Below are 23,076 nucleotides of genomic sequence, written 5' to 3'. Positions count from 1 at the left end.
GGGCGGCCCGGACACGTCATCAGAACCAGCAACGGCATAAGGAGATCTTTTATGAATTGCCCCGCCTGCAAGATGGTTCCGCTCACCATGGCCGAAAGGCAGGGAGTGGAAATCGATTACTGCCCGCAATGCCGCGGCATCTGGCTGGACCGGGGAGAGCTCGACAAGATCATCGAGCGCTCCTACGGACAACAGCCTTTGCAACGGCCGCATCTGGCGGAGAACACGAGTTACCGCAGTTCCCATCACGACCATGACCAGCACAACGGGGAGCAGGGCCGCCACCGGAAGAAGTCCTGGCTTTCCGAGATATTCGACTGAGGGGGATACTCTTGGCAGAGATGATGCCGGACCCGGCGCCGAGCCAACCCACGAGGAGCAACGAGACCCACACCACACAAGGAGGAAAAGAAATGAAACGTCTGCTGGTACCGTTTGCCATGATGATCTTGATTGCCGCCAACGCATGGGGCGGGGATGCCACCCTCGCCCAGGCACGCCAGCTTTTCAGCCCGGTTCCGAGCAAGGCTCCGGTCTCGAAGAAGAACCCGGCGACCGCCGCGAAGCTTGAGCTGGGCAAGATGCTGTACTTCGACCCGCGGCTTTCGGCCTCCAACCTGATCAGTTGCGCCACCTGTCACAACATCGGGATGGGAGGGGTGGACCAGCAGGAGACCTCGATCGGCCACGGCTGGCAGAAAGGCCCGCGCAACGCTCCCACCGTCTTGAACGCCGTCTTCAACATCGCGCAGTTCTGGGACGGCCGGGCCGCGGATTTGGAGGCACAGGCCAAGGGGCCGGTACAGGCATCGGTGGAGATGAACAACAAACCGGAACGGGTGGTCGAGACGCTGAAAAGCATGCCCGGCTACGTAACGGCATTCAAACGCGCCTTCCCGCGGGAGAAGGATCCGGTCACCTTCGACAACATGGCCCGGGCCATCGAGGTTTTCGAGGCGACCCTGGTAACCCCCGGTGCGCGCTTCGACAAATACCTCAAAGGTGACGGCAAAGCCCTGAACGCCACCGAACGGAAGGGGCTCGCGCTGTTTATCAACAAGGGGTGCGCCGCCTGTCACTCCGGCGTGAACGTCGGCGGCACCGGGTATTTCCCGTTCGGCGTCAAGGAAAGCCCGGCTGCCGAGGTGCGCCCGGTCGATGACGTGGGGCGCTTCACCGTGACCCATACCGCAAGCGACAAGTATGTGTACAAATCTCCCTCGCTGCGCAACATAGCGCTGACTCCCCCCTATTTTCACTCCGGGAAGGTCTGGTCTCTGGACGAGGCGGTGAAAATCATGGGGTCCGCGCAACTCGGTATCCACCTTGCTCCGGCCGAGGAAAAGGAAATCGTCGCCTTTTTGAAAACCTTGACCGGCAAGCAGCCGCAGGTCGTCTATCCGATCCTCCCGGAAAGCTCCGAGAGCACCCCCCGACCGGCAGTGAAATAGTCCATCCGCCCCCGGGAATCGGCGCGAGCCGTTCCCGGGGGCTTTCCGGTAACCCCGGGCTGGAGCGCCGGTTCGGGCAGGTTTGGAGATGCTCCACTCACGGTAGATTCCCGTCGCACGGTATCTGCAGCGTCGGCTACTCATTGTAACGGCTCCATTCTCTGTTATCGTATCAGCGTCTGTGAATCTAGCCGGAGCCGGAGGTTGCCATGTTCAAGGAGTTCAAGGAATTTGCCGTCAAAGGAAACGTCATTGACTTGGCCGTAGGCATCATCATCGGCGCTGCCTTCGGCAGGATCGTCCAGTCGCTCGTCAATGACATCATCATGCCGCCGATCGGGAAAATGTTGCACAACGTCGACTTCGCCAACCTGTTCGTCAGCCTCTCCGACCAGTCCTTCGCCACCATCGCCGAGGCCAAAAAGGCCGGTGTCCCTACCATCAACTACGGCCTTTTCCTCAACACCTGCCTCGAGTTTCTCATCGTTGCCTTCGCGGTCTTTCTCCTGGTGCGGCAGATCAACCGGATGAAAAAGGAGCCTCCTCCCCCGGAACCAAACCAGAAGGATTGCCCCTTCTGCCTGTCGCAGATCCCGGTCAAAGCGGTGAAGTGCGGACACTGCACCGCCGATCTTGTTGCCGAGCGTTCCGCCCTCGACTGAAAAACGAAGGGGGCGGTGAAGACGCCCCGGAGCGTAAGGCGCTCTAGTTTTCTGTCTTCTGAAGCCCTCACCCCGACCCCCTCCCGGAGGGCGAGGAAGACACGGTCCTGACGCAACAACCGAACCGGACCACGCTGCCCGTGCCCCCCTTCGCAAGGGGGGGGAACTGCGCGCCCTTTGTTGATTCCGATAAAAAAGAGCCCTTGGTCAGACCGACCAAGGGCTCTTTTCATCGATGGCGGCCGTGGCAGCCTCGCCTGGGTTTACCGCTCCGTCATCATCGCTTTGAGCATGACGCGGCACTTATCCTCGCAGTTGCGGCACGAGTTGGCGCAGACCCGGCAGTGCCGGTGCATTTCGGCGTGCTTGTCGCACTCCTCGGCGCAGATGCGGCACGCCGTGGCGCAGGTTTCCAGCTGGAGGCGCAGCAAAAGCGATTCGGATTCGCTCTGGCGCGCCAGGATGCGGGCGGTGACGCCGCAGACGTCGGCGCAGTCCTGGTTGAGTCCGATGCAGCGTACCAGCATCTGCACCTTTTCCTCGCCCAGACAGGCGTCGGCGCAGACGGTGCAGCTGTCGGCGCACTCAGTACAGGCACTGATGCAGGCGGTCAACTGGTCCAGATCGAACCGGATGTTGCGCGGGTGGCTGGTGAACATTTCCTGGGTTTTCATTTTCTTCTCCTTTGCCGGGGCTGGTCCCATGTGCTGCCGGGAGCTTCGGAATTGCCGGCGGGACGCCCCTCTTTCCTTATGTCCCCGCCTTAGACGCTGCCTACCCGGCAAAAGTGCCGGGCAGGGGAGGGGGGGCGTTTCTGCAAGGGGAGAGCGGCGTCCGGTTACTGAAAGTCTATTTCTCCCCGGCCGGGCCGCAACCGGCCACTTTTCCCTTAAGCGATCGCGCTTTTGGTCGATGAGGATAGTGCGTCTCTGTAACCTCAACGGCCGACGTGCGTCCAATCGACACCGGCTCATCCGATAAGGGGATGACCGGAACGGGAACCCGATGCTCACTTTCAACTCCTTTGCCAACAGCTCCAGTGGAGCCCTCATGTACCTGGGACGGGCGCAAAACGCCCTCTCCCAGAGCATGGAGCGGCTCTCCTCGGGACTCAGGATCAACAGCGCCGCCGACGATGCGGCGGGGCTGGCGATCTCGGTTTCGATGGAGGCGCGGATCAGGAGTGCACGGCAAGGGATACGCAACGCCTACGACGGGATCTCGCTGGTCCAGGTCGCCGATGGGGCGTTGGGCCAGGTTTCGCAAAACATCCAGCGGATCCGGGAGCTGGCCGTTCAGGCCGCGAGCGACCCGCTCACCGATTCGGACCGGCAGGGGATCCAGGCGGAAAGCGATCAGCTGGTGAGCGATATCAAGCGGATTTCCAGCGCGACCCAGTTCAACGGGATCCACCTTTTGAACCGGCAGGGAAATTCAATCACCCTGCAGACCGGTGCCGAAAGCACCGATACGCGACAGATTACCTTGGGGAGCACCGATCCCGACAACCTCGGCCTGAAGGGGAGCGTCCCGGTAAACGGCGGCATGGTGGATACCTCCTCCCTGGCCAACCCCGCCACCGCCTTTACCGGCGCCAACGCGCTGGTGATCAACGGGCAGCCGATCGCGATCCAGGACGATGGGGTCTCCACCTCGTTCGGGGTCGGATCGGCGCTGGCGATCAGCAATGGCATCAACGCGTCCGGGATCGGGGGGCTGAGCGCGTCGGCTTCGGCGGCCTCGGTCAACCTCGGAGGGGTGAGCTATACCGGGGTGCCGGCAGCGGGGGCGCAGTTTCGTCCCATCGACTTCAGCATCAACGGGGCTGCGGTAGGGGGTGTTACCTGGGACCCCCTCTCGGGAACCTCGCTCGGGTCCGCGGTGGCCGCACAGATCAACACGCTGGGGGCGGGGGTGTCGGCAAACTACGTGGGGGGGCAACTCCTCCTCACCGCGCCGGACGGCCGCAACATCGAGATCGCCACCGGGGGCGGAAGCGGAAACCTGGTGAACTTCGGCGGTTTCAACATCCGCGACGGCAGCCCCAAGGACAAGACCTTCCTGGGGGACGTGGTGCTCACCACCGACACCCCGGTCCGGATCAACCACGGGATCTCCGCCGCGGCGGGGCAGGGGAGAACGCTTGCCAGCGGGACCTATCCCTCGCCCCTTTCCGGTTCCGGGGTGATGCTCAGCGCCCAGTCGGCCCGGGACTACCTGCAGGTCCTGGACGCCTCCCTGGACCAGGTGAGCGCACTGCGCAGCCAGGTCGGGGCGATGGAGAACGTCCTGGGATTCACCGTCGCCAACGCGGAAAACGGCGTGGCAAACCTCACCGCCTCGCGTTCCCGGATCGTCGACGCCGACCTTGCCGTGGAGACCGCCAACCTGACCAAGGCGCAGATCCTGGAGCAGGCGGGGATCGCGGTGGTGGCCCAGGCCGGCCTCAACGCCAAGAACCTCCTCTCCATGCTGATCGATAAGGCGATCTGATCCGCCGCCGTTGCCCCGGCCGGCGCCCCGATCGATGGGCCGGCAAAAGAAAACCCGCCACGACTCCGTCTCTGACGGCAATCGTGGCGGGTTTTTTTTGATGCGCTTTGGGAAAAACAAATCCCCCCTGGCCCCCCTTCGCAAAGGGGGGACGTCGGTCCTTTACCCCTTACAGCTTGAACTGCACCATGAGCCGCTTCATGTCGTCGCTCAGCTGGGTGAGGGTGGCGGAGGCGCCGGCAGTGTCCTGGGCGCCGCGGGAGGCCTCGCCGGTCGCCTCCGAGATGCGCAGGATGTTGCTGGAGATGTTGTTGGTGGTTGCCGTCTGTTCCTCGATGGCGCAGGCGATCTGGTTCACCTGCCCGGTGACCGCCTGGACCTGGTCCAGGATGTTTTTCAGCGCGCTCTCGAGCTGCTCGGCCTCGCTGGCCCCCCGCTCGGTGCCGCGTACCCCTTCTTCCATGGAGGTGATGGCGGAGCGGGTCTCCTGCTGGATCCCCTTGATCATGTCCCCGATCTCGCGGGTGGCGCGGGTGGTCCGTTCGGCAAGGGCCCGGACCTCGTCGGCCACGACCGCAAAGCCGCGTCCCTGCTCGCCGGCCCGGGCCGCCTCGATGGCGGCATTGAGCGCGAGGAGGTTGGTCTGGTCCGCGATGTCCTCGATGGTGTTGACGATGTCGCCGATCTTGTCCGAGCGGTCCCCCAGGGAGGCGATTGCCGCCGCGTTCTGCCGGGTGAGGTTGCCGCGGTCCTTGATCCCCTCCACGGTGTGGCGCACGATCTCGAACCCCTTCTCGGTAAGGGTGGCGGCCTCCTTGGCGCTGTTGGCGGCGAGGTAGCAGTTGTTGGCGATCTCCTGGCTGGTTGCCGCCATCTCCTCGCTGGCATTGGCGACGCTGGCCGCCTCGATGGCGACCGACTCCGTGCCGCCGGCCATCTTCTCGGAGGCGGTGTTGAGCTGGTGCGCCGCCGAGGTGAGCGAGGTGGTGGTCTGCTGGACGGCGGCAAGGGTATGGTCCAGCTTGTCCATGAAGCGGTTCAGGGCCTTCGCCGCGTCGGCGAATTCGTCGCTCCCTTCCACGACGAGCCGCTTGGTGAGGTCGCCCTCTCCGCCGGAGATGTCGTTGAGCCGGAAGACCAGCTCGTTCATGGGGCGCTGGATTACCCGCCAGAGCAGGATGAGCAGCATGTTCACCGCGAAGAGGGTACAGAGCAGGGCGACCACGGTGGAGACGAAGTTGGACTTGGTGAAGGCGTTGAGCGCCTGCTTCTGTTTTAGCTGGTTCTGCTTCGAGCTGTCCTGGAGACTCTGGATCACGTCCTTGATGCCGCGCCAGCTCGGGGTCTCGATCGTTTTCAGCTCCTCGGCGGCCCCCGCCGGATCACCGCCGCGAGCGAGGTCGATGATCTTTTGCTGCAGCACGACATGCTGCCGGTAGAGCCCCTGGAATTTCTCCAGCTGCGCCGGAACCGCCTCCATCCCTGCCGACAGCTTGGTCCCTTCCCCCACCAGTTGGTTCAGGTCCTCGACCGCCTTTTTGTAGTTGGCAAACGCCTTGTCGTCGGCGGGGTTGAGGGTGATGTTGCGGATGGCCTGTTCCGCCTGCAGCCCCTGCGCCTGGATCTTGAAGAGGATCTGGCCGACCCCCTGGTACTTCTCGGTGTACTCGGAGAAGCGCTGCTCGCTTCCCTTGAGGCCGTTGTAGGAAATGACCAAAAGGACCAGGAGCATCAGGGATACCAGGACCACGAATACGGTGAACTTGCCTACCAGACGCAGATTGTGGAAAAAGGACATGGGAGTCTCCTTACGGGGAAGTTGGAAGGAATCGATTCATTGGCTTTCGTACTGCCCCGGGTGGTCCGTCCCCCTTGGGTCAGGCCTCGTTGCGTGACGATTTTCGGGTGTGCGGAAAGGAGCACCAGTCGGTAAGGGGTTGCTCCCGCCGACGCGGCGGTCGAGATGGCACGGCAAAACCCACCTTTTTTAGCTCATGCATCGTATCGGAGCCGGTCGCGGGAACTTTAAGGATTCCCAGCTAAAAAGTTCAATGATGATCTTTTCTTGCGAAAATTCTGGCAGGGGGTGCGACCCCCCTCAACTGCGGCGAGCCGTTTCCGTTACCCGCGCCAGCTTACTCTCGACCACTTCGGCAAGCGCCGCCTCCAGGTGTTCCAGGCCGACGTCCAGCCAACGCAGCGGCAGCCCCACCAGCAAGGCCGCCTCCGCCGCGTCGTGGTGGTAATCGCCGGAGCAGGGGGTGCTCAGGGCGAGGAGATAGTGCCGGCCGCTCTCCCGGAAGACCTGCCGGATGACCGGAAGCTTGGTGGTGCCGAGGGTGGCGAAGACGATCGGCTCCCAGCGCCGGGCCCACTCCTCGAGCAGGAAACAGGCCCCCTCCGCGAGCTCCTGCTGGAACCGCTCCTTCCCCAGCAGGATGGCGGCGCAGTTTTGCCCCGCGGTCCGCAGGGCTCCCGCCTCGGCCAGCATCAGGTCCATCCGCGGGTGGCATGCGCCGTAGAAGACGATCTTCTCCCGGTCCGGGTACGCCTTGAGGATGGCTTGCAGAGATGCGCCGAGCTTGGGCAGGTCGCTGTGCAATTCCGCGTCGAGGAAGAGCGGATCGACCGGCCAGCGGTTCTGTTCGATCAGAACCGTGATCTCTCTTTGGAGGATGCCGCAGGCGACCAGGATCAGCCTGGAGCCCTTCCCAGATCCGTTTTGGTCAACTGGCGAGGTCATGGCGCCGACTCCCGGGGGCCGGCCTGAGAACGTACCGGCTCCCTTGTGCTTTATGACATTGGAACAGGTGGCGGTTGGACGGGGTCATCAACGGTGGCGCTCTTGCCGGATACTCACAGCCGGCAGTCATTCAGTGTGTGGGGATGACAAGTTGAGTATATCGTATAGTCAAAGGAGCGCTATGCTATCGGTTTTGGGGCGGAAGGGTCTGTCATAGCCGGAAAAGATAAGGCAAAGCGGGGCAGGGGAGAGTTGGTGAATTCTTTCGATAGAAACAAAAAGGGGCTGCGTGGGCAGCCCCTTTTCGACGTCGTTACTTCGAGGTGAACCGATCAGGCGAAACGGACCTCCCATTTCTTCCCGAGGATCCGGCTGCCGTCGGTGTTGCTTTCCGCCTCGACTTCGACGGTCCCGCTGTTTTCCGAATTCGGGGTGTAGTGGATGATCACCGTGGCTGCCTCGCTGCGGTAGATGAGCGGGGTGCGGTAGCCGTTGCGCCGGTCTCCTTCGGCAAGCTGCTTTCCCTGCACCGGCGCCAACGTCCGCCGGATCACCGGCTGCAGTACCTTGCGCTCCTTCAGCTCGCGCGCGGCGAGCGCCAGCCCCGCCATGTGCCCTCCCTCGATCACGGTGAACGGCTCGCTGCCGCCGACCGTGTCGAAAAACGGCGCGGCGAAATGTTCCACCTCATCGCCATCGGTGTAGACGACCGGGTAGTAGATGGCGTCGTTCAGGGTCCGGACCGTGGAGCGGGAGGTGTCGCGAAACCCGCGCGAGGCGAGTGCGTCGTTGGTTCGGATGATGCGGTGCCGCAACCCGTCGTTTTGGAGCTGCTCAACGTATTCCTCCATCCTGGGGGAGACGATGCGCGAGCCGACGGTGGCGGCGAAATCGTTGACCGAGTTCAGGAGATTGCTGAAGGAGCGGGAGTCGGTTTCCGACGCCGGCTGCTCAACTGCGGCTCCTTTGGTGGCGGAAGCGGGGGGGGAGGGTCTACGGGGCGCGTCTTTGCTTGTCATAGAGAGCTCTCCTTTCACTGCATGATGCGTTTGTTTCCTCTTTTGCCACCTTCCCGTCCGGCTTTCTCCTGCTTTACGGGGGCCTTGGACCGCCTGGCCAAGTCATAACCAACGGTTTCTGCTTCCGGTTCCCAGGCAGAGAAATCTTATATCAATGTAATGAGTGGTTGTCAATTTTGCTTTGACAGAATTGATGGAAACCGGATTTGCTTAAGAGCAAATCCCCCCCTGCCCCCAGTCCATACACCCTTCGCAAAGGGGGGACGTAGGTAGCCCTTGGGATTTGGAAAAAGGAAAGGGGCCTGCCGAGACAGGCCCCTTCGCTTTCGGTGCTTCGGCGGCGCTGGTTTTAAACCGCGCAGTCGATGATGGCGTTGATCCTCCGGTTTTTCTCGCGTCCTTCCGGGGTGTTGTTGTAGGCGATGTTGTGGGTGGCGCCGAGCCCCTGGGCGGTCAGACGGGAGGGTTCGATGCCGTAGTGCTGTACCAGGTAGTTCACGATGCTTTCCGCACGTGCCTGCGACAGCTTCATGTTGTATTGCCCAGAGCCGGTGCTGTCGGTGTGGCCTTGGATGACGGCGGTGGTGGTCGGGTAGACCCGCATGTATTCACCCACCTTGTCGATGCTCGCGTAATCCTCGGAACGGATCTCGGCGCTGCCGGTGTCGAAGTGCGCGTTGAGGGTCATGCAGAGGGTGTCCGGAGGGGGCATGAAGGCGGTGACGTCAAAGGCGCAGTCGATGACGGCGTCGATGCGGCGGTTTTCCTGCCGCCCGGTGTCGTTGACGTTGTCGGCCACCGGGTGGGACTTGCCGAACCCCTGCGCGGTGAGGCGGGACGGGTCGATCCCGTAGTCGTTTTCCAGTGCCGCCACCACGTATTCGGCGCGCTCCTGGGAGAGCTTCAGGTTCAGTTGATCGCTCCCCACCTCATCGGTGTACCCCTGGATTACCGCCGTGGTTGAGGGGTATTTCTTCATGAAGGCGCCGACCTTGTTGACCTCGTCGCGGTATTCAGGCCGGATTTCGGCCCGGCCGATGTCGTACTGGATGTTGAGGGTGACGCAGTACTTGTTCTTGGCCGGTTCCGCGGCAACTGCGGCCGCCGTGGCCGGTGCCGCTTTAGGCTGCGCCGCGGTTTCGGCGGGGGCGGGCTGCATTGCCACCGTCTCCGCCTTCGGATTCATGGCGACGGAGCAGGGTGCGTTAGCCATTGCCGTCGCCTGGCGGGCCAGCGCCGCGCCCTCTTCGGTATGGCAGGCGCGGAAGACGTTGTAGGCGTTGTCGTGGGCGGCCTCGGCGGCCTGGTACTGCGCCGGGCACATCTTGTCCTTGCCCGCCGCGCGGGCCGAATCCAGCGCCCGGTCCGATTGCTGCATTTCAGAGCGGATGTAATACCCCGGGACTCCGCCCTGCTTGGTATTGACCTCGTAGCTGGCACAGCCGGAAAGGGCCGCCGCGGCGAGGGATGAGAGAATTAAACCTGAATAAACCAGCAAGTATCTGAATCTCATCACGAAACCTCCTTGCTGAAGCCCCTCCTTCACGATTTGATCGGGTTGCCTCCCCTTGGGCAGTAACGCCGGAAAACGGAAAAGAGGGGCTCGGTCCGAAAAGCGCGTGCCGGTTCGGCCGGAACTGCTGCCACCCATTGCGTTAGCACGCGGTCTTTACTGTGCTCATGATACCTCCGTTCGCCGCTTCACATCAACTGCGCAACCACCGAGTCGGTGGGCGCGGTGCCGCAGGTCTGGGGACGAGTTGCTCCTTGATGCCCGAGGCGGAGGCGACCTCTTTATGTGGGAGCGCCATTCCTGGCGCGAACCGCCACCGGCGGTGCCGCAGGTTGCGGAGGTTCGCGCCTGGAAAGGCGCTCCCACAGGGTAGGCGGCTAGGTTGCCCATTCGAGAGAGTTGATCGCGACAGGAATGTCGCTCCTACAGAAAACCGGACCGGTGGCGCCGGTAGAGGACACCCCTTAGGGTGGCCACTTTCCCGTGCCGCAGGTTGCGGAGGTTCGCGCCTGGAAAGGCGCTCCCACAGGGCAGGCGGCTAGGTTGCTCATTCGAGAGAGTTGATCGCGACAGGAATGTCGCTCCTACAGAAAACCGGACCGGTGGCGCCGGAAGGGGACCCCGGGGCGGCCAGGTCCCGGACGCAAGAAGGGCCCGGGGAGAAGCCGCCTCCCCGGGCCCTTTCTGGTGGACGGATTGCTGCGTGGGCACGGGGTGCCCACGCAGCTGGCGTGCTACTTGCCGAAAATCTCCGCGAAAAAGGCCTTCATCGCCTCCCACGACCGGCGATCCGCCTTGGCATTGTAAGCCACTCCCTTGGACGGGTCGTTGCCGGCATCGGGGTTGGTGAAACTGTGCACCGCCCCGCCGTAGAGGTTCATCTGCCAGTCCACCTTGGCGTTTCGCATCTCCTGCTGGAACGCGGCCACCTGGGGGGGCGGCACGATGGGGTCGTCGGCGCCGGCCAGGGCGAGGACTTTGCCGCGGATCCGGGAGGCGTCGGCCGGATTGGGCGTATCGAGCCCGCCGTGGAAGCTCACCGTGCCCAGCACGTCGGCGCCGCTGCGCGCCAGCTCCAGTACCGCGGTGCCGCCGAAGCAGTAACCGATCGCCGCAAGACGTTTCGGATCGGTCTGGGGGAACCTGGCCAGCTGGTCCAGTCCGGCCTGGGCGCGGGCGCGGATCAGGGTCCGGTCCGGACCGCGGTATTTGGCTGCTTCCTTGGCGGCTAGTTCCGGGGTGGCGGGGCGGACCCCCTTGCCGTAGATATCGGCGGCAAAGGCGACGTATCCCATCGCCGCCAGCTGCTCGGCCCGATGCTTGACGTACGGGCCAACCCCGGTCCACTCGTGAACTACCAGGATGCCGGGGCGTTTTCCTTTCACCGTGTCGCTGTAGGCAAGGTACCCCTCCAGCGTCGTCCCTCCCTGCTGATATTCGACCGTTTTCGTTACTATGCGTGCCTCGGCAGTCTGTGCTGCCAGGACCATCAGCAATGCCCATAGACAGTGTTTCATGATTAACCTCCTCCGGTTAGCTTTCTCAGGATTGCGGATGGAGTCATGGTAACGCAGGAACGGTGGTCGGCAAGATCAGGACCTCATGTTTTCTGCAGGTTAGAAAAGGGCAACGTGTTGATTCTGCGATGTTTGACACTGCGGCGCGGGCAAGTTCATACTGAGGGGGAGGTTGGCCGCCCGGCGGTCAAAGGGGAGCGAACCGAGGGGGAGTTGGCAATGATCAGGCCGCTGTACCGGATCCACCGAAAGAACCATCGCGAAGAAGATAAGGAACCCTCCGCCCTGAACTTTCAGGCTTTCTTCGAGGCCACCCCCGACCCGTGCGTGGTGCTCGATTTAGAGCGGCGCATCGTCGCCGTCAACAACGTCTACGTCAGCACTTCCGGCATCAGCCGGGAAAATCTGATCGGCCGCAAGCTGGATGAGGTTTTTCCCGACGACCAGGTGTCGCGCGGTTGGGTCACCCTGCGTACCTCCTTGGACCGGGTGTTTGCCGAAGGGGTCACCGACGTCATGGAAGTGGTCCGCTACGACATACCGGCGGCGGACGGCCGTTTCCAGGAGCGGTACTGGAGCGCGATCAACTCCCCCGTGTTCGGTCCCGACGGCAAGCTCACCCACGTCGTCCATCGGGCACAGGATGTCACCGTGGCCGTGCTGCGGGCGCAACGGCGCGAACGCGAGGCGGAGATGAGCCGGCAAGCCGCTCTGCGGGTGCCGCAGTTCGACGCGGAACTCCTTGCCCGTTCCGAGGAGGTTGCCGATACCAACCTCCAACTGAAGCAGGCGAACGAGGCGCTGGCGCGGCGTACCGAGGAGTCGGAGCGTTTGTTGATCCAACTGGAGGCCGTTTTGGACGGGATCCGGGAGGGGGTCATCATCGGCGACCTGGAAGGACACGTGCTGCGGATGAACCGGGCCGCCCTGGCCCTGCACGACTCCTCTTCCCTGGACGAGGTCCGGCGGCACCTGGAGAGCTACCAGGATTTGTTCCGACTCACCCGTCTCGACGGTGAACCGGTACCGCTCGCTGATTGGCCATTAGCCCGGGTGCTGCGTGGGGAAGAGTTCACCGAGCAGGAGGTCAAGGTCGAGTCGATTGGCAGCGGCAAACAGTGGATCGGGAGTTACAGCGGCAGCCTGGTGCACGACCGGGAGGGCAATCCTTTTTTGGCGGTGCTCACCGTGCGGGACGTGACCGAACGGAGGCGCATCGAAGACGAATTGCGGACGGCCAAAGAGCAGTTGCAACTGGTGACCGACACCATGCCGGTCGGGGTGGTCCGCTGCACCCGCGACCGCCACTGTAACTGGATCAGTGCCGAGTACGCCCGCTGGATCGACCGGGACGTGGAGGAACTCGCCGGAGAAAACCTCGCCGACATCATCGGCGAGATGGCCTATGCGACGGTCTCGCCCTACATCGAACGGGTATTGGCAGGAAAAGAGGTGAGTTACGAGAGCGTCATCGAATACGCCGGAACCGGTCCCCGCTGGGTTTCCGCGAGGTACGTTCCCACCTACGATGCGTCGGGGAGCGTTGACGGCTGGGTCGCGGTGATCTTCGACATCTCGCAGCGAAAGGAGCTCGAGGAGCAGGTCCGGCGTTTGAACGAAAGCCTGGCCAAGCGGGTGGCGGAACTGGAGGAGGCGAACCAGGAACTCGAAGCCTTCAACCGGATGGTTTCCCACGACCTGAGGCAGCCCTTGAATACGATCAGCACCTCCTGCCAGGCGGTGAAGATGCTCTGTGGCGAGCGGCTGGGGGCGCGCTGCCAGGAATACCTCGACATCGCCTACGCCAAGGTCTTCGCGATGAACGACCTGATCGATTCCCTGCTCACCTTTTCCCGGGCCTCGCAGAGCGACTTTCAGAGGGAAAAGGTGGACCTGTCCGAGCTGGCCGAGGAGGTCGCCGCCGATCTGAGGATGACGGAGCCGCGCCGGGAGGTCCAGTTCAAGCTGGAACCAAAAGCAGTCGCCGATGCGGACCCGAAACTGGCGCGGGCCATCCTGGAAAACCTGCTCGGCAACGCCTGGAAGTACACCGAGGGGCGCGAGCATCCGGTGATCGAGTTCGGCCAGCGGGAGATTGCCGGCGAGCGGGTCTATTTCGTCCGGGACAACGGCAAGGGGTTCGACGCGACCCAAGCCGACCAGCTCTTCATCCCGTTTCGGCGCCTGGCCGGCTCGGACCGGTATCGGGGGTTCGGCATCGGCCTCGCGACGGTGGACCGGGTCGTACGGCGCCACGGCGGGAAGGTCTGGGCGGAAGGTGCGCCGGAGCAGGGAGCGATCTTTTACTTCACCCTCCCGCCGGAGCCGGGAAAAAAGTCGCCGGGTCACCGCCAACCAGGCGGCTCCCCCGCGGCGGAGCGCGTTACCAAGGGATAGCAAAATGGGTGCTGCAGCTGTTAAGGCCCGGCCCGGCTGGGCACGGGACCGGGAGGAGCAATGAAAATCCTCATCGCCGATGACGACGACCATTTCCGGCGCCTGCTTGCCGAGATCCTGGAACAGTGGGGGTACGAGGTAACGGCGACCGCGAGCGGTGAAGAGGCCCTGGTCGCGCTGCAGTCGGATGATTCCCCGCGGGTGGCGATTCTGGACTGGATGATGTCCGGCCTGACCGGTATCGAGGTTTGTCGCAAGGTGCGGGACGAGATGGCGGAACCCTACACCTACCTCATCCTCCTGACCTCGCAGCAGCGTGAGGAGGACCTGGTGCTCGGAATGGAGGCGGGGGCGGACGATTACCTGACCAAGCCGCTCAAGGTGAACGAGCTGAGGGTCCGGTTGCGGGCCGGGATCCGGATCATCGAACTGCAGACCGAGCTCGTGGAGGCGCGGGAATATCTGCGGCACAAGGCGAGTCACGACTCGCTCACCGGCCTTTGGAACCACGAGGAAATCCGGGGAATCCTGCGCCGGGAGCTGGCCCGGGAGGAGCGGGTGGGAGGGTGCGTCAGCGTGATCATGGCCGACATCGACCATTTCAAGCGGATCAACGACACCTACGGGCATCTGGTGGGGGATGAAGTGCTGCGCCAGGTGGCGCATCGGATGCAGGTTCTGGCGCGGACCTATGACTTCATCGGGAGGTACGGCGGCGAAGAGTTTATGCTGGTGGTGCCGCAATGCTGTCGCGACTGCACCGTCGCCTTTGCCGAGCGGCTGCGAAAGTCCATTTCGCGGGAAAGTTTTGAAACCAGCGCCGGCAAGCTACCGGTGACCCTGAGTCTGGGGGTTGCCTCGTTGGGCGCCGGCGTCGATGCTGAAACGCTGGTCCGCGAGGCCGACCACGCCCTGTACCGCGCCAAGGAGAGGGGGCGGAACAGGGTGGAGGCGGGACAATGAACCATGAAACAATGAAACAATGGCGGCGGGGTGGTCTTGGTGACAGACGTTGTACCTTTGCTTATTCTGATCCTTACGGATCATTGTTTCCTGGTTCACTGATTAACCGGTGCCGCGATTATGACCCGGGTGCCCAGCCCGGGGGCGGTCTCGATCCGGAACCGCCCGCCGGAGTGCTTCAGACGCTCCCGCATCCGGAAGAGACCGAATCCCGCCCCGGTCCCCACCCGGATCTTCTCTTTCTCGTCAAACCCGTCCCCGTCGTCGACGACATTGATGGTGAGGAATTTTCCCTCGCGCTGCAGGGACACCGTTGCCCGGCTCGCATGGGCGTGTTTCACGATGTTCACCAGAAGTTCCCGCACCGACTGGTACAAAAGCCCTCTCAGGTCGTCGTCCAAAGGCTTGTCGGCGGCATCGTCGTAAAAGGTGATCTCGATGCCGTGCTGTCGCTGGAACTCGTCGGCCAGTGCCTCCACCGCCGCTTCCAGCCCGAGCTCGTAAAGTACCGGCGGACTCAACTGGTCGGTGAGGGAACGCGAATGCTGGATCACCCGGTCCAGCAACTCCCCGATCCCTGCCAGGTCCACGGACAGCCGCTGCCCCCCCTTCACCCCCTCCACGACGCGCTTCACCGCCTCGATCCGTATCTTCGCCAGGGCCAGGGTCTGCCCGATCTGGTCGTGGAGGACCGAGGCAATCTGGCGCCGCTGCCTCTCCTCGTTCAGGGAAAGTTCCGACGCCATGAATCGGAGCTGCTCCTGGTAGTCGGCCAGTTCCCGTTCCATGCGGCGCTGCTCGGTGATGTCCCGGGAGATCCCGAAGATCCCGGTCGGGGCGCCGTTGCTGCTCCGAAAAACCCCCTTGATGGCGAGGATGGTCCGGGTCACCCCGGCGGCCTCGAAGGTGATCTCATCGCTTAAAAGCCCCTGGGCCTGACGGGCCCGCCGGTCCGCCGTTTGGATCAGATTGGCCCATTGCGGCGCCAGGAGATCGTGGACCGTCCGCCCCAGCACTTCCGCCACCGTTTTACCGAAAAACTCAGCCCCGGCCTTGTTGATTAAAAGGTACCTACCCTGGAGGTCCTTGACGTAAACCCCCTCGGGGAGGTTGTCGAACACCGCCCCGAACAGGTTCTTCTGGGTCTGCAGATTGCCGATCTTGGCCTCGTTGGAGAGCATTCCCTGCAGCAGGTGCCGGACCTCGAAGTCGGCCCGTTCCTCGTCGAAGAACTCTTCGGGGGGGAGGTAGGAAAAGTTGCTGCACATGATCCCGCTGATGACCACCTTGGGATGGGTGCGGATGACGTCGCGGATGGTCTCGGGAGGGAAGAGGGTGAGGTCGTAGATGCACAACCCGATGATGTCGTTGCCGCGGGTCAGGTCGTTCATCCGGGCCTCGTACTCGATGAGGGTCTCGTTGGAGAGGCCGTGCTTGAGCACCCAGACCTTCTCGTCGCACAGCCGCAGCAGCGGGAACCCCGCCGCCCGTGCCTCGGCGGCCGCCGTTTCCAGGCGTTCGATGACCGGAGCGGTGCCGGAAAGCGGGCCCGGCACCGGGAAATCCTCGGCCGGCACGGTGAGCAGAAGGCCGCTGCTCCGGGCCTGGTCCGGGTCGGTCTCCTCCTGCCGCAGCGCAGCATCGAGCGCGGCGATATCTTCGTCGGAGCCAATGTAGAAGCAGGGTTCCCCTCGCTCCAGCCCGGCCATGACGAACGGGACCAGGACCGTCATCTTTTCCTCGGGGGCGCTGTACATGAGGGCGATGTGGTCGTGGAGCCGGATCTCGCTGATGAGCTTCTTGATCTTCTGGTCACTGGAATGGAGCATCGGTGGTCTCCTTGCCGGTTGAACCTTAAGGCCAATCGCTGCGGTACCCCCAGTCTACCACATTAAAATGACAACATCTCCTGCCTCATGGTCAGCGGGCAAGCCGCTTTTTCGTTAACGAAATGGTTCCCCGCCCGGCCAACCTCGCGAAAGGCAAATCCCCCCATCCCCCCTTTTCCTAAGGGGGAGAATCAAGGCCGAACCTCCGGGATCATGCCCCCTGAAAAAAACGGGACAACGGCAGGGCTGTTCCCGCCGGGAAAGGGGCTCCTGCCGGGTGGCAGCTGCCGCGGCTTAATCATGAGATTCCATTGCGCAGGCTGTCTCTCCTTGCAAACCTGCCGCGGCTACCTGTTTCTGTGGGAGCGCCATTCCTGGCGCGATCCGTCGAAGGCGGGGAAGGGTATTGGCACCGGGAAAGGGGCTCCACCGCGTAAGGCAGCTTCCACCTTGGATTCAAAGAGACTCTTGCCACAGGAATGTCGCTCCTACACGCCGGATGGCGGCCGAAATGAAAAACGCCGGCATCATCTCAGATGCCGGCGTTAAAAGTGCTGGGACCCTTCCCCGTTATCGTTCCAGCTTTCCGATCACCTCCCGCAGGGTGGAGAGCTTGTACGGCTTCTGGATGAACCCGGCGAGCCCCTTCCCCACAAACTTCTGGGTCACCTCGTGCTCGTTATAACCGCTGCTGATGATCACCTTTAGGTCCGGGTTGATCTGGCGCAGTTTCCGGAAGCATTCCTCGCCGTCCAGGTGCGGCATGGTGAGGTCCAGGATCACGAAACGGATGTCGTCGCGCGACCGGTAGATCTCCAGGGCCTGGACCCCGTCGTTGGCGGTGATCACATCGAAGCCGAGCGCGGCCAACATCTCCTGGCCGATCGCCCGCACCGTTTCTTCGTCGTCCACCAAAAGCACGGTCCCCTCGCCAAGCCACTTTTCGGGTGCGGTTCCCGCGGCCGCCGGTTCGGCCTCCTTTTCCAGTGCCGGAAGAAGGATCTTGAACGTGCTGCCCCGGCCCGGCTCGCTGTAGATCTTCACCGCCCCCTTGTGGCCCCGGATGATCCCCAATACCGCCGCCATCCCGAGGCCGCGGCCGGTGAACTTCGTGGTGAAGAACGGGTCGAAGATCTTGGCCATGGTTTCCCGGTCCATGCCGCAGCCGTCGTCGGCGACTTCCAAGAAGACGTACCTTCCGGCCGGGATATCCCCCTCGACCCAGACGTCGTTCAGGTAGGAGTGCTCGCAATCCATGCAGCCGGTTGTGATGGAGATGACGCCGGGTTGGTCGCCGATCGCCTCGGAGGCGTTGATCACCAGGTTCATGATCACCTGGCGCAGCTGGGTGGCGTCGGCCTCCACGCTCAAAAGCGGCCGGGCCAGGTGGAGTCTGAGCGCCGCCTTCTTGGAGATGGAGACCTCCAGCATGTGGAGCATCTCTTCCAGAAGCTGATTCAGGTCGAGCGGCTCGATGACGAACTTCCCTCTCCCGGAGTAGGCGAGCATCTGCTTGGCCAGCTCCCCGGCCTGGGCCGCGGCCCGCTCGATGCGGTGCAGGTTGTCGGTGGCCGGCGACTCATTGGGCACCTTCATCAGGGCCAGGTCGGCGTTGCCCAGGATCGCGGTCAGGATGTTGTTGAAGTCATGGGCGATGCCGCCGGCCAGCACCCCGAGGCTTTCCAGCTTCTGGGCGTGCAGGAACTGCTGCTCCAGCTTGAGCCGCTCCTCCTCGGCCCGCTTGCGGTCGGTGATCTCGGTGGTCATCACGCAGACCGCGCGGATCGCGTCGTCTTTTCCCTTGACCGGGAATTTCGAGGAGAGGAAGTAGCGCCGGCCGCCGGGCCCGTCCAGGACCTCCTCACGGACGATGCTCCGGCCGCTGGTGAAGACGTCGCCGTCGTTTCTCCGGAACGCCTCGCCGCTGCCCGGAAAGAGTTCGGTGTCTCTTTTACCCAGGCAGCGCTCCCGGGGAATGCCCGTTTCCTGTTCCCACTTGCGGTTCACCATCTCGTAGCGGCCGTCCCGATCCTTCACCGCGATCAGCATCCCGCTGTATTCGATGAGGTCGGAGAGGAAGCTCCGGCTCTCTTTCAGGTCGCTTTCCACCTGCTTGACGTCGGAGATGTCGGTGATGACCCCGAGGATGCTCACCCGGCCGTCGCTGTCGGCCTCCACGCGCCCGGCGGTCAGGTATCCCCAGAGCAGGGTGCCGTCCTTGCGGACGTAGCATCGCTCGGTGCTGAGGCGGCTTTTCGCGCCGGTGAAGATGGCGTCGAGACCGCGGGCAGCCTCCTCCCGCTGGGAGGCGCAGACGTGGTCGGCGTACGGGGTGCCGACGAATTCCTCGGAGGGGTAGCCCAGCAGTTCCGCGACTCTCCCGTTGGCGTAGGTGATGATCCCGCTGGCGTCGATGGTGACGATGCCGGCCTGGGAACTCTCCAGGATCACCCGAAGCTTGGCCTCCCGCTCCCGGACCTCACGCAGGGCGCGTTTTTGGGCCGTGACGTCCTCATAGATCACCACGAACTTGCCCGGCTCCGGGCTGTATGCCTTGGTGCGGAAGTAAAGGTCGAGCTCCTTCAGATAGCTCTCGCTCTCGGCCGGCTCTCCGGTCAGGGCGACCTTGCCGTAGGTTTCGATCCGCTGCTCTTCGATGCCGGGAAGGATTTCGCGTGCGGTGCGGCCGACCGAGCCGGCCCGGGAGTGGCCGGTGAGGCGCTCGAAGGCGGGATTCACGTCCAGGAAGCGGTAGTCGATCGGCCGGCCCGCCGCGTCGCAGATGATCTCGTTGATGGCGAACCCCTCGTGCATCATGTCGAACAGGGTCCGGTAGCGCCGCTCGCTCTCTTTGAGCGCGAATTCGGCCCGCTTCACTTCGGTGATGTCGGTGATCACCCCGATCAGGGCGAGCAGCGAGCCGTCGGGGGCTTCGTGGCGGCGGCCGCTCAAAAAGCCCCAGAAGTCGCTGCCGTCGGGACGCAGGTAGCGGCGCTCGGTGAAGACCCGGTCGATCTTGCCCTGGATCAGGTCCTGCATCGCCTGGGTCCCGGTCACCTTTTGTTCCGGATGGACCAGGCTTGCGTAGCTCCTGCCGATCAACTGGTCGAGGGGAATCCCGAAAAGCTCCGCCATCCGCTGGTTGGCGACGGTGATCGTTCCCTTTGCGTCGACCATCAGGATCCCGGCGAGCGAGACGTCGAAGATCAGGCGCATCCGCCCTTCATTCAAGGCGAGTTCGCGGTTGGCCGTCTTCAGGCGCCGGTTCAGCCTGAGGAAGAGCCCGACCACGAAAGCGAGGATGGCGATGATGGTCCCCGAGACGAGGATGGTGGTGATGAGGAGGCGATAGTCCTTGACCTGCTGGGGACGGTACATCACCGGAAGAGGGTCGAAGTCGTGCGGCAGCATCCCGAGGCTGACGAAGACCTCCTTGATATGCTGCCAGCGGGACGGGTTCTGGTAGCCGAGTTCCACCAGGGTGGGCTGGATCAGGTACTCCATCTGGTGGGCCTCGAACAGCAGCCACTCGCGGTTGGCGGCAGGGGCGTACCTGGCGATGATGAGGTCGGCAACCTCCTCCTTGTGCTCCATGGCATAGCGCCAGCCGCGCAGGGTCGCTTCGCGAAACGCCTGCACCCGTTTCGGGTTCTTCTCGATGAAGGCGCGGGTGGCAAAGAGGTTGTCCCCGTAAAAATCGATCCCTTCGCTCATCGGCGAGAAGGTGAGGTAGGGCTCCCCGGCCTTTTCCAGGGCGAAGGGTTCGTTGAAGTTATAGGCGATCATGACGTCCGCCCGGCCGGCGATCAGGTCGTCGGGGTTCCCCCGGTGCGGGACCATCCGGATGTCCTTCTCGCCGATGCCGAACTTCTTGAGCACCGCCAGCATGTCGCCGTGCTGGGCGCAGTACATGAAGCGGCGCCCCTTCATCTCCCTGATGGAGTGGATGCCGGCGCTTTTGGGGACGAGGAAGACGGCGGGGGAGTGCTGGAAGATCTGGGCCAGGACCACGAGGTCCTCGCCCCGGGCGCGGTTGAGCAACAGCGCCGAGGTTCCGATGCCGAAATCGGCCTTGCCGGAGAGGACCGTCTTTTCCACGTCGACGTCCGGCCCCCCCTCGCGGATCGTGACCTCGAGCCCGGCCTGGCGGTAGAATCCCTTTTCCTGGGCGGCATAGTAGCCGGCGAACTGGTAGTGGGGCAGCCACTTGAGCTGCACGGTCGCCTTTTCCAGGGCGCGGGCGGGGACGGAGCAAAATAGAAGGGCGAGCAGGGCGAAGAGGGGGAGCGCGCGGGGCAGCACGTGGCGGAATCTAAAAGACATCATGGCGCTCCCGGCGTGAGGGTGATCTATTCTAGCGGGTGGTTAATTGGAACGTACTATAATCGCGCGGCGGGATCTCTGTCAATCCGACAATTGGGGAAAGATTCCGTTTACTTCCGGAATTCCTGGTCGCTGGCGCCGAGACCTGGGCCGGCACGTGCCAAGGCGGCCTCGTCTGCCTCGGAACGGATTCCCAAGCCGCAGGTAAGGTGTGATATGCCATCCCGGAAGGAGCGAGCTTCCGGTCGCGATTCAGTGCCCCTTATTCCCGCGGCCGATAACGTGCCAGTCGCTGCCTACCCTGTGGGAGCGCCTTTCCAGGCGCGAACCGCCGAAGGCGGCAACGCCCCGCTGTTATCTGACAAATCCCCAGCGGGCCGACGGGCGCCAAGCGTGCCGCGCCCCTACCTCCTCCCCCGGTCCGATATTCCAGGTGGGTTGCCGCGATCTTTGCGAAACGCCACCTCCGCTTCATGACGACGTTGTCCTGATGGCCTGCATTTCTTTTGTTCCTGCCACACGGTACTTGATTCTGATCTCTGCACATCATATAAAGGAGGAGCAACCTCCTAAACCGATGGCGCAGGCTCTTCTACCCTATCCGCGCAAAGCCTTTGACAGGAGTTTTCATGTCCGATGCAACCATGATCCGGTCGGCGCTGTTCGTCGACTTCGACAACATCTATCTGAACTTCAACAACCAGGACCAGGATCTCGCCAAGGCGTTCGCCACCCGCCCGGAGCGCTGGCTGCGCTGGCTGGTCGAGTCGAAACCGAACGTGGTCGTGGGGGGGGCGGTCGAGCGGCGCATCCTGATCCGGCGCTGCTACCTGAATCCCTCCTCCTTCGCCGACTTCCGTCCCTATTTCACCAAGTCCGCCTTCGAGGTGATCGACTGCCCCCCCTTGACCAGCCGCGGCAAGACCTCGACCGACGTCCACATGGTGATGGACATCCTGGAGACCCTGCACCACTACCCCTCCATCGACGAGTTCATCATCCTCTCCGGCGATGCCGACTTCACCCCGGTCCTCATCAAGCTCCGAAAGCACGACCGGCGCACCTCGGTGCTTGCCGCCGGGTATGCCTCCCCCGCCTACAAAGCCTCCGGCGATCATGTCTTCGACCTGGACGAGTTCATCACCGCCGGTATCGGCTTCGTGGAGCTGGAGACCGAACAGCAGCCGCTGGGGAGCCCGGCCACCGAGGCGAATTCCCCCTCCATCGTGCAGCGGATCGGGGCCCGGGTCCACGAGGTGGTCCAGGAGTCGGGGCCGGTCCAGGCTGCGGACCTGCCCCGGATCTTCCGCGAGTTCAAGGAGTTCGGGCGCGACACCAACTGGCTCGGCTTCGGGACTTTGCGCCGGCTGGCGGTGGAACTGGTCCATGCCAGCCCGAAACTGGTGCTCATCGACGATGACCCGTGGAAGATCGGCTGCGCGGCGCCCGAGGTGGAGAGTGCCGGGGCCGAGCCGGCCGAGACCGCCGAGCCCGGCTTGGACGCCGACACCAAGCAGCGGATGGAGGAGTTCATCATCGAGACGGTCCGCTCCTCGTCGGTGCCGGTAGTGCTCGCCAAGATGGCATACCTGCTCGGGATGAAGTTCGGCTCCCGGGTGAGCGAGTCGCAGTGGTACGGCAGCGGCAGCTTCAAGGCCCTGCTGGCGCATCTGAACCTCCCCGGGGTCGAGATCTCGACGCTCTCCTCCGGGTTTCTCTTCGACCGGACCATCCACGAGGCTCCCGAGGAGAAGATGGATTCGCTGCAGGTGAAGATCCATAACATCACCGACACGCCGCTGCTTCCCCCCGAGCATTACCAGATCCTGTTCCGTTGCCTGGCCAACGAGGTCAACGCCAACGGCTACAGCCTGAACCGAACCTCCAAGGCGGTGCGCGACTGCTGCGCCGAAGAGGGGGCGGCGGTGGCCCGCAGCCACGTGAACTTCGTGCTCCTCGGCCTGGGGCACATGCGCTACCGCTTCCAGCAGGGGCAGGAGGAGGCCCCCCTCCTGGCGCAGAAATTCTACGAGAACGTGCTGAACCTCTGCCGCAGTTCCCAGATTTTCCTCTCCGACGAGGAGACCGCGTCGGTACGCGCCTGGATCACCGGGAAGCCTTGAGATTCGGTTGGATCGTCGGCTCAGGCCGCGCCGGCCCTAAGGA

15 protein-coding genes are annotated in these 23,076 nt (G+C 63.4%); 7 read left to right on the top strand and 8 right to left on the bottom strand.

The window, feature by feature from the left end:
* Window positions 1–51: 51 nt before the first annotated feature.
* The 3 genes from JFN93_RS07330 (at window position 52) to mscL (ending at window position 2,113) form a co-directional block, all read left to right on the top strand.
* On the top strand, window positions 52–321 hold the full coding sequence (locus tag JFN93_RS07330; protein WP_199383357.1) for a TFIIB-type zinc ribbon-containing protein: 270 nt from the start codon (window positions 52–54) through the stop codon (window positions 319–321).
* A 92-nt stretch (window positions 322–413) separates the two neighbouring features.
* Window positions 414–1,451 carry a cytochrome-c peroxidase gene (locus tag JFN93_RS07325; RefSeq protein WP_199383356.1) on the top strand — a complete coding sequence of 346 codons (1,038 nt, stop codon included), beginning with the start codon at window positions 414–416 and terminating at the stop codon, window positions 1,449–1,451.
* Window positions 1,452–1,660: 209 nt separating this feature from the next.
* On the top strand, window positions 1,661–2,113 hold the full coding sequence (gene mscL / locus JFN93_RS07320; RefSeq protein WP_199383355.1) for a large conductance mechanosensitive channel protein MscL: 453 nt from the start codon (window positions 1,661–1,663) through the stop codon (window positions 2,111–2,113).
* A 263-nt stretch (window positions 2,114–2,376) separates the two neighbouring features.
* On the opposite strand, the gene JFN93_RS07315 is transcribed toward mscL, so the two are convergent.
* Window positions 2,377–2,787, bottom strand: coding sequence for a four-helix bundle copper-binding protein (locus JFN93_RS07315; protein WP_199383354.1), 411 nt, complete (start codon window positions 2,785–2,787; stop codon window positions 2,377–2,379).
* 331 nt (window positions 2,788–3,118) lie between these two features.
* Between JFN93_RS07315 and JFN93_RS07310 the strand changes: the two genes are divergently transcribed.
* The gene (locus JFN93_RS07310; protein WP_199383353.1) at window positions 3,119–4,606 is read left to right on the top strand and encodes a flagellin N-terminal helical domain-containing protein; all 1,488 of its coding nucleotides are present in this window, start codon (window positions 3,119–3,121) and stop codon (window positions 4,604–4,606) included.
* Window positions 4,607–4,775: 169 nt separating this feature from the next.
* Here the strand turns inward: JFN93_RS07310 and JFN93_RS07305 are convergent, their stop codons facing one another.
* The 5 genes from JFN93_RS07305 to JFN93_RS07285 form a co-directional block, all read right to left on the bottom strand.
* Window positions 4,776–6,404, bottom strand: coding sequence for a methyl-accepting chemotaxis protein (locus tag JFN93_RS07305; protein WP_236021573.1), 1,629 nt, complete (start codon window positions 6,402–6,404; stop codon window positions 4,776–4,778).
* 300 nt (window positions 6,405–6,704) lie between these two features.
* Window positions 6,705–7,349 carry a DUF1638 domain-containing protein gene (locus tag JFN93_RS07300; protein WP_199383352.1) on the bottom strand — a complete coding sequence of 215 codons (645 nt, stop codon included), beginning with the start codon at window positions 7,347–7,349 and terminating at the stop codon, window positions 6,705–6,707.
* Window positions 7,350–7,681: 332 nt separating this feature from the next.
* Window positions 7,682–8,368: a hypothetical protein gene (locus JFN93_RS07295; protein WP_199383351.1), complete on the bottom strand. Its 687-nt coding sequence runs from the start codon at window positions 8,366–8,368 to the stop codon at window positions 7,682–7,684.
* A 349-nt stretch (window positions 8,369–8,717) separates the two neighbouring features.
* Window positions 8,718–9,881, bottom strand: coding sequence for an OmpA family protein (locus JFN93_RS07290; RefSeq protein WP_236021572.1), 1,164 nt, complete (start codon window positions 9,879–9,881; stop codon window positions 8,718–8,720).
* A 734-nt stretch (window positions 9,882–10,615) separates the two neighbouring features.
* Window positions 10,616–11,398: a dienelactone hydrolase family protein gene (locus JFN93_RS07285; RefSeq protein WP_199383349.1), complete on the bottom strand. Its 783-nt coding sequence runs from the start codon at window positions 11,396–11,398 to the stop codon at window positions 10,616–10,618.
* Between the two features lie 219 nt (window positions 11,399–11,617).
* Between JFN93_RS07285 and JFN93_RS07280 the strand changes: the two genes are divergently transcribed.
* Both JFN93_RS07280 and JFN93_RS07275 read left to right on the top strand, forming a co-directional pair.
* Window positions 11,618–13,795: a PAS domain-containing sensor histidine kinase gene (locus JFN93_RS07280; RefSeq protein WP_199383348.1), complete on the top strand. Its 2,178-nt coding sequence runs from the start codon at window positions 11,618–11,620 to the stop codon at window positions 13,793–13,795.
* 60 nt (window positions 13,796–13,855) lie between these two features.
* Complete coding sequence (locus JFN93_RS07275) at window positions 13,856–14,758, top strand: GGDEF domain-containing response regulator (RefSeq protein WP_199383347.1); 903 nt, start codon at window positions 13,856–13,858, stop codon at window positions 14,756–14,758.
* Window positions 14,759–14,853: 95 nt separating this feature from the next.
* Here JFN93_RS07275 and JFN93_RS25765 read toward each other — a convergent pair whose 3' ends face one another.
* Together JFN93_RS25765 and JFN93_RS07265 are read right to left on the bottom strand one after the other, a co-directional pair.
* The gene (locus JFN93_RS25765; protein WP_199383346.1) at window positions 14,854–16,587 is read right to left on the bottom strand and encodes an MEDS domain-containing protein; all 1,734 of its coding nucleotides are present in this window, start codon (window positions 16,585–16,587) and stop codon (window positions 14,854–14,856) included.
* A 570-nt stretch (window positions 16,588–17,157) separates the two neighbouring features.
* Entirely contained in the window at window positions 17,158–20,910 is a 3,753-nt protein-coding gene (locus JFN93_RS07265; RefSeq protein ID WP_199383345.1) for a PAS domain S-box protein, read from the bottom strand.
* Window positions 20,911–21,539: 629 nt separating this feature from the next.
* Between JFN93_RS07265 and JFN93_RS07260 the strand changes: the two genes are divergently transcribed.
* A complete protein-coding gene (locus JFN93_RS07260; RefSeq protein ID WP_199383344.1) occupies window positions 21,540–23,033 on the top strand; it encodes an NYN domain-containing protein in 1,494 nt (497 codons plus the stop codon).
* Window positions 23,034–23,076 lie beyond the last annotated feature (43 nt).

Source organism: Geomesophilobacter sediminis (assembly GCF_016458275.1).
GTDB lineage: Bacteria > Desulfobacterota > Desulfuromonadia > Geobacterales > Geobacteraceae > Geomesophilobacter > Geomesophilobacter sediminis.
Note: the sequence above shows the minus strand (reverse complement) of the source record. Positions and strands in the feature narration are given on the sequence as shown.

Coding starts and splice junctions, on each gene's coding strand:
- JFN93_RS07305 (WP_236021573.1), bottom strand. CDS start 6,404: ATGTCCTTTTTCCACAATCTGCGTCTGGTAGGCAAGTTCACCGTATTC.
- JFN93_RS07275 (WP_199383347.1), top strand. CDS start 13,856: ATGAAAATCCTCATCGCCGATGACGACGACCATTTCCGGCGCCTGCTT.
- mscL (WP_199383355.1), top strand. CDS start 1,661: ATGTTCAAGGAGTTCAAGGAATTTGCCGTCAAAGGAAACGTCATTGAC.
- JFN93_RS07285 (WP_199383349.1), bottom strand. CDS start 11,398: ATGAAACACTGTCTATGGGCATTGCTGATGGTCCTGGCAGCACAGACT.
- JFN93_RS07295 (WP_199383351.1), bottom strand. CDS start 8,368: ATGACAAGCAAAGACGCGCCCCGTAGACCCTCCCCCCCCGCTTCCGCC.
- JFN93_RS07290 (WP_236021572.1), bottom strand. CDS start 9,881: ATGAGATTCAGATACTTGCTGGTTTATTCAGGTTTAATTCTCTCATCC.
- JFN93_RS07330 (WP_199383357.1), top strand. CDS start 52: ATGAATTGCCCCGCCTGCAAGATGGTTCCGCTCACCATGGCCGAAAGG.
- JFN93_RS07265 (WP_199383345.1), bottom strand. CDS start 20,910: ATGTCTTTTAGATTCCGCCACGTGCTGCCCCGCGCGCTCCCCCTCTTC.
- JFN93_RS07310 (WP_199383353.1), top strand. CDS start 3,119: ATGCTCACTTTCAACTCCTTTGCCAACAGCTCCAGTGGAGCCCTCATG.
- JFN93_RS07280 (WP_199383348.1), top strand. CDS start 11,618: ATGATCAGGCCGCTGTACCGGATCCACCGAAAGAACCATCGCGAAGAA.
- JFN93_RS07260 (WP_199383344.1), top strand. CDS start 21,540: ATGTCCGATGCAACCATGATCCGGTCGGCGCTGTTCGTCGACTTCGAC.
- JFN93_RS07300 (WP_199383352.1), bottom strand. CDS start 7,349: ATGACCTCGCCAGTTGACCAAAACGGATCTGGGAAGGGCTCCAGGCTG.
- JFN93_RS25765 (WP_199383346.1), bottom strand. CDS start 16,587: ATGCTCCATTCCAGTGACCAGAAGATCAAGAAGCTCATCAGCGAGATC.
- JFN93_RS07315 (WP_199383354.1), bottom strand. CDS start 2,787: ATGAAAACCCAGGAAATGTTCACCAGCCACCCGCGCAACATCCGGTTC.
- JFN93_RS07325 (WP_199383356.1), top strand. CDS start 414: ATGAAACGTCTGCTGGTACCGTTTGCCATGATGATCTTGATTGCCGCC.